Raw genomic sequence first — 4,743 nt, 5'->3', positions numbered from 1 at the left:
CGCTCGAAGCTGCCGATGATGGCGCGGTGCAGCATCACCGGGTGGGCGCGGCCGCTGGTGTCGGTCACGTACTCGCCGCTCAGGCGTTCGGCGGTGTTGTAGTCGACCTGCATCGTGCCGCACTGCCACTGCCGGCCCAGCGCGTCCTTCAGCGTGTATTCGATCTTCGGGCCGTAGAAGGCGCCGTCGCYCGRGGCGATGATGAACTCACAGCCGGAGCGGCGCAGGCTCTCCATCACCGCGAACTCGGCCTTGTCCCAGAACGCGTCGGAGCCGACACGGTGCTCCGGCCGCGTCGCGACCTTGTAGATGATGTCGGTGAAGCCGAAATCCTTGTAGACCTTCTGCAGCAGCTCGGTGTAGGCCACGCATTCGTCGAGGATCTGGTCCTCGGTGCAGAAGATGTGGCCGTCGTCCTGCGTGAAGCCGCGCACCCGCATGATGCCGTGCAGCGCGCCCGACGGCTCGTTGCGGTGGCACTGGCCGAACTCGCCGTAGCGGATCGGCAGGTCCTTGTAGCTGCGCATCTGCGAGTTGAAGATCAGCACGTGGCCGGGGCAGTTCATCGGCTTCAGCGCGTAGTCGCGCTTTTCCGATTCGGTCACGAACATGTTGTCGCGGTAGTTGCCCCAGTGGCCGGTCTTCTCCCACAGGCCCTGGTCGAGGATCTGCGGGCCCTTCACTTCCTGGTAGCCGTTGTCGCGGTAGACGGCGCGCATGTACTGCTCGACCTGCTGCCACACCGCCCAGCCCTTGGCGTGCCAGAACACCAGCCCGGGCGCGTGCTCGTCGAGGTGGAACAGGTCGAGCTCACGGCCGATCTTGCGGTGGTCGCGCTTCTCGGCCTCTTCGAGCATGTGCAGGTACTGCTGCAGCTCGTCCTTGGTGGCCCAGGCCGTGCCGTAGATGCGCTGCAGCATCTCGTTGCGGTGGTCGCCTCGCCAGTAGGCGCCGGCCACCTTCATCAGCTTGAAGTGCTTCAGCCGGCCGGTGCTCGGCACGTGCGGGCCGCGGCACAGATCCTCGAACTTGCCTTCGCGGTACAGCGAGACGTCTTCGTTGGCCGGGATGCTGGCGATGATCTCGGCCTTGTAGTGCTCGCCCAGGCTCTTGAAGTACGCCACCGCCTCGTCGCGCGGCAGCACGCGGCGCTCGACGCGCTCGTCCTTCTTCGCGAGTTCGCCCATCTTGGCCTCGATCGCCGCCAGGTCGTCGGGCGTGAACGGGCGCTTGTACGAGAAGTCGTAGAAGAAGCCGTTCTCGATCACCGGGCCGATCGTGACCTGCGCCTCGGGGAACAGCTCCTTGACCGCATAGGCCAGCAGGTGGGCCGTCGAGTGGCGGATCACCTCGAGCCCGTCGGGGTCCTTGTCGGTGACGATCGCGAGCGCCGTGTCGGCCTCGATGCGGTAGCTGGTGTCGACGACGCGTGCCGCATCGCCCTGCCCGACGCGCCCGGCGAGCGCCGCCTTCGCGAGACCGGTGCCGATGGAGGCCGCCACCTCGGCCACCGTCACCGGGCCGGGAAACTCGCGTCGGGAACCGTCGGGCAACTGGACTGAAATCATGGGGGAGAGCTCCTGAAAACAAAAAAGCGCGGGGGTGAGCCGCGCTTCGAGAGAGATGACGAGTAAAGACGTGACGAGCCGCGGCCGACTAAACCTTCGTGGAAATCGGCGTAGTTCGCGGTGTCATAACCATAATGCCTTCCTCGTTCCTTGCTTGCTCTGCTCGTGGGAGCCGGGATTGTAGATCAGCCGGGGAAGATGCGGGGGCCCTCGACGCGCACCGCGTCGCCCACGCGCAGGCCGTTCGGCTGCGTGACGACGAACTGCCGCCACACGCCGCTGTCCAGTCRCACCGTGATGCGGAACGTGTCCCAGGCCGGCGTCTGGTTGCGCTCGATCTCGTTGCCGACGATCGCCCCGCCCACCGCCCCGGCGACGACGCCCGCGCCGCGCCCGCCCATCACCGCGCCGATCACCGCGGCACCGACGATGCCGCCCAGCACCGCCCCGCCGCCGGTCGGCCGCTCGTACTGGCGCAGCACCTCGATGTTGGTGACCTGGCCGCGGCCGTTGTCGTAGTACGAGTAACGCGGAGGCGGCGGTGCCTGCGGCACGACGACCCCCGCACCCGGTGGCGGCCCGGGCGGCGGCCCGTAATAGGGCCGCTCGTGGTACGGCCGGGGGTAGACGATGCAGCCGGACAAGGTGCTGCCCACCAGGGCCAGCAACGCGAGCCGCGTCAGCGCGAGCTTCGGGTTCATCGACATCTCCGGGCGCCGGACGCGGCGCCACTCCGGAGCAACGCCGCAGCCGGCACGCGGGTTGGCCGCCCGCGTGTAAAGAACGATGTCAGGCCTTGTCGTCCGGCCCGCCCAGCCAGCGGTACAGCACCCCGCCGATCACCGCGCCGCCGATCGGGGCGACCCAGAACAGCCACAGCTGCGCCAGCGCCCAGTCGCCGACGAGCAGCGCCGGCCCGGTGCTGCGCGCCGGGTTCACCGAGGTGTTGGTCACCGGGATGCTGATCAGGTGGATCAGCGTGAGCGCCAGCCCGATCGCGATCGGTGCGAAGCCAGCCGGCGCGCGCTTGTCGGTCGCGCCCATGATGATCACGAGGAACATGCCGGTCATCACGACCTCGCAGACGAACGCTGCCATCACCGAATAGCCGCCCGGCGAGTGTTCACCGAAGCCGTTCGACGCCAGCCCGCCGGCCAGGCTGAAGCCGGCCTTGCCGCTCGCGATCAGGTACAGCACGGCCGCGCCCAGCAGGCCACCGATCACCTGCGCCGCGATGTAGGCCGGCAACTCCGACGCCTTGAAGCGACCGCCGGCCACCAGGCCGATCGACACCGCCGGGTTCAGGTGGCAGCCGGAGATGTGGCCGATCGTGAAGGCCATCGTCAGCACCGTCAGCCCGAACGCGAGCGAGACCCCCAGCAGGCCGATGCCCACGTTCGGGAACGCCGCTGCCAGCACCGCGCTCCCGCAGCCCCCCAGCACCAGCCAGAAGGTTCCGATCAGTTCGGCCGCAGCCCGCTTCRTCAGGTTCATCATCACTCCCTTCGTTGTTGACAAGGGCGCTGTTGTGCGCCAGCCATCTGACGCCGTCAAGTCTTCAAGCGCGGGATGCGCGTCAGGAGGTCATCGCGGTCGCGCGTTTCTCGAACTCCTGGCGCAGCTGGCGCCGCACCTGGGCCGCCTTGCTGCGGCGGATCTCGTCCGGCGACACCGGCACCAGCGGCGGCACCGTGGCCGGCCGGCGTTCGTCGTCCATCGCGACCATCGTGAAGAAGCAGCTGTTGGCATGCCGCACCAGCTGCGTCTGGATGTTCTCGGTGATGACCTTGATGCCGATCTCCATCGAGGTGTTGCCGGTGTGGTTCACCGACGCGAGGAAGGTGACCAGCTCGCCGACGTGGATCGGCTGGCGGAAGGTCACCTGGTCGACCGACAGCGTCACCACGTAGCGCCCCGCATAGCGGCTCGCGCAGGCGTAGGCCACCTGGTCGAGCAGCTTCAGGATGCTGCCGCCGTGCACGTTGCCGGTGAAATTGGCCATGTCGGGCGTCATCAGCACCGTCATCGTCAGTTGGTGGGAAGGCAGGTTCATCAGCCGCGAGCTCCGTATTCCGAAAAGATGCCGAGTTCCACATGGCGGCCCGCCTCGTGCAGGCCGGCCGCGCGCAAGGTGGCCACCACCTCGGCCGGGGCCACGCAGGCGGCGATGGTGTCCCAGTAGTAGCGCCACAGCCGGGGCGTGCCCTCGGCCTTCGAGACGACGCGCGCCAGCAGCGGCAGCGCGCCGCGCATGTAGAGCTTGAGCAGTGCGGTGCTGAATCGCCCGGCCGGTTTGGTGATCTCGAGGATCAGCAGCCGCCCGCCCGGCTTCAGCACGCGGCGGAACTCGGCGCAGGCGACCGAGAAATCCTCGATGTGGCGCAGCGCATAACCCATCACCAGGAAATCGACGCTCGCGTCCGGCACCGGCAGCGCCTCGGCCCGGCCCTCGAGGCAGCGCACCTCGGGCGGCAGGTGCGCCTGCGCCATCATTCCCGGGCTCGGGTCGACGCCGATCAGCCGCTGCGGCTCGTTCGTCACGTGCAGGATCTCGTGCGAGACCAGCCCGGTGCCCATGCCGAGGTCGAGCACCTGCATGCCGGGCGCCAGGCCGGCGCGCAGCAGCGCCTGGCGGCGGTACCACGAGCCGGTGCCCAGTCCGAGGATGCGTTCGAGCCGGTTGTAGTCGCCGGCAGTGTCGTCGAAGGCGGTGCGGATGAAGCGCTCGCGGGCCTGCACGTCGCCATCGGGGTAGTAATCGTTCAGCGCGCTGTGCGGCAGGTGCACCACGGCAGGGCCGGGTCCGGGCGGCTCAGGCGAGAGGCGTGCGGGCGGAGCGCGATCGGGCATGGGCGGCAGACGAGGGGCCAGGGTCGGGCGATGGTACGGCCTGTGACGGAAGCCGCAAGCCGGCTCCGCTAAAATCGCGCACTTTGATCGTGCGGACCCCACTGCACGAGTATCCCGAGACCGCATGAGTTCAGCTGACATCTCTCTGTTGCCGGAAGTCGGCACGCTCCTGGTCGAGTCCCTCAACCTGGAGATCGCCCCGGGCGCCATCGACCCCGATGCGCCGCTGTATGGCGAAGGCCTCGGTCTCGATTCGATCGACATCCTCGAGCTGGCGCTGGTCGTGTCCAAGCGCTACGGCTTCCAGCTGCGCTCTGGCGACGAG

6 protein-coding genes are annotated in these 4,743 nt (G+C 68.4%); 1 reads left to right on the top strand and 5 read right to left on the bottom strand.

The window, feature by feature from the left end; genetic code table 11:
* The 5 genes from thrS to AC1D01_RS21305 form a co-directional block, all read right to left on the bottom strand.
* The coding region (gene thrS / locus AC1D01_RS21325; RefSeq protein WP_477869817.1) for a threonine--tRNA ligase at window positions 1–1,568 on the bottom strand (1,568 nt) is incomplete at its 3' end.
* Between the two features lie 185 nt (window positions 1,569–1,753).
* Window positions 1,754–2,269: a glycine zipper 2TM domain-containing protein gene (locus tag AC1D01_RS21320; RefSeq protein ID WP_477869815.1), complete on the bottom strand. Its 516-nt coding sequence runs from the start codon at window positions 2,267–2,269 to the stop codon at window positions 1,754–1,756.
* Window positions 2,270–2,357: 88 nt separating this feature from the next.
* On the bottom strand, window positions 2,358–3,062 hold the full coding sequence (gene aqpZ / locus AC1D01_RS21315) for an aquaporin Z (protein WP_477869813.1): 705 nt from the start codon (window positions 3,060–3,062) through the stop codon (window positions 2,358–2,360).
* Between the two features lie 82 nt (window positions 3,063–3,144).
* On the bottom strand, window positions 3,145–3,621 hold the full coding sequence (locus AC1D01_RS21310; protein ID WP_047511783.1) for an acyl-CoA thioesterase: 477 nt from the start codon (window positions 3,619–3,621) through the stop codon (window positions 3,145–3,147).
* A complete protein-coding gene (locus AC1D01_RS21305; protein WP_477869811.1) occupies window positions 3,621–4,355 on the bottom strand; it encodes a class I SAM-dependent methyltransferase in 735 nt (244 codons plus the stop codon). The genes AC1D01_RS21310 and AC1D01_RS21305 overlap by 1 nt, the downstream gene beginning before the upstream one ends.
* 187 nt (window positions 4,356–4,542) lie before the next feature.
* Here AC1D01_RS21305 and AC1D01_RS21300 point away from each other — a divergent pair.
* The coding region (locus tag AC1D01_RS21300) for a phosphopantetheine-binding protein (RefSeq protein ID WP_477869809.1) at window positions 4,543–4,743 on the top strand (201 nt) is incomplete at its 3' end.

It is taken from the genome of Rhizobacter sp. P3_B12, assembly GCF_056402895.1.
This window is presented reverse-complemented; position numbering and strand designations above follow the sequence as displayed.

What these genes read in the sequence shown, in the direction of transcription:
- AC1D01_RS21310 (WP_047511783.1), bottom strand. Translation starts at nt 3,621, where the DNA reads ATGAACCTGCCTTCCCACCAACTGACGATGACGGTGCTGATGACGCCC.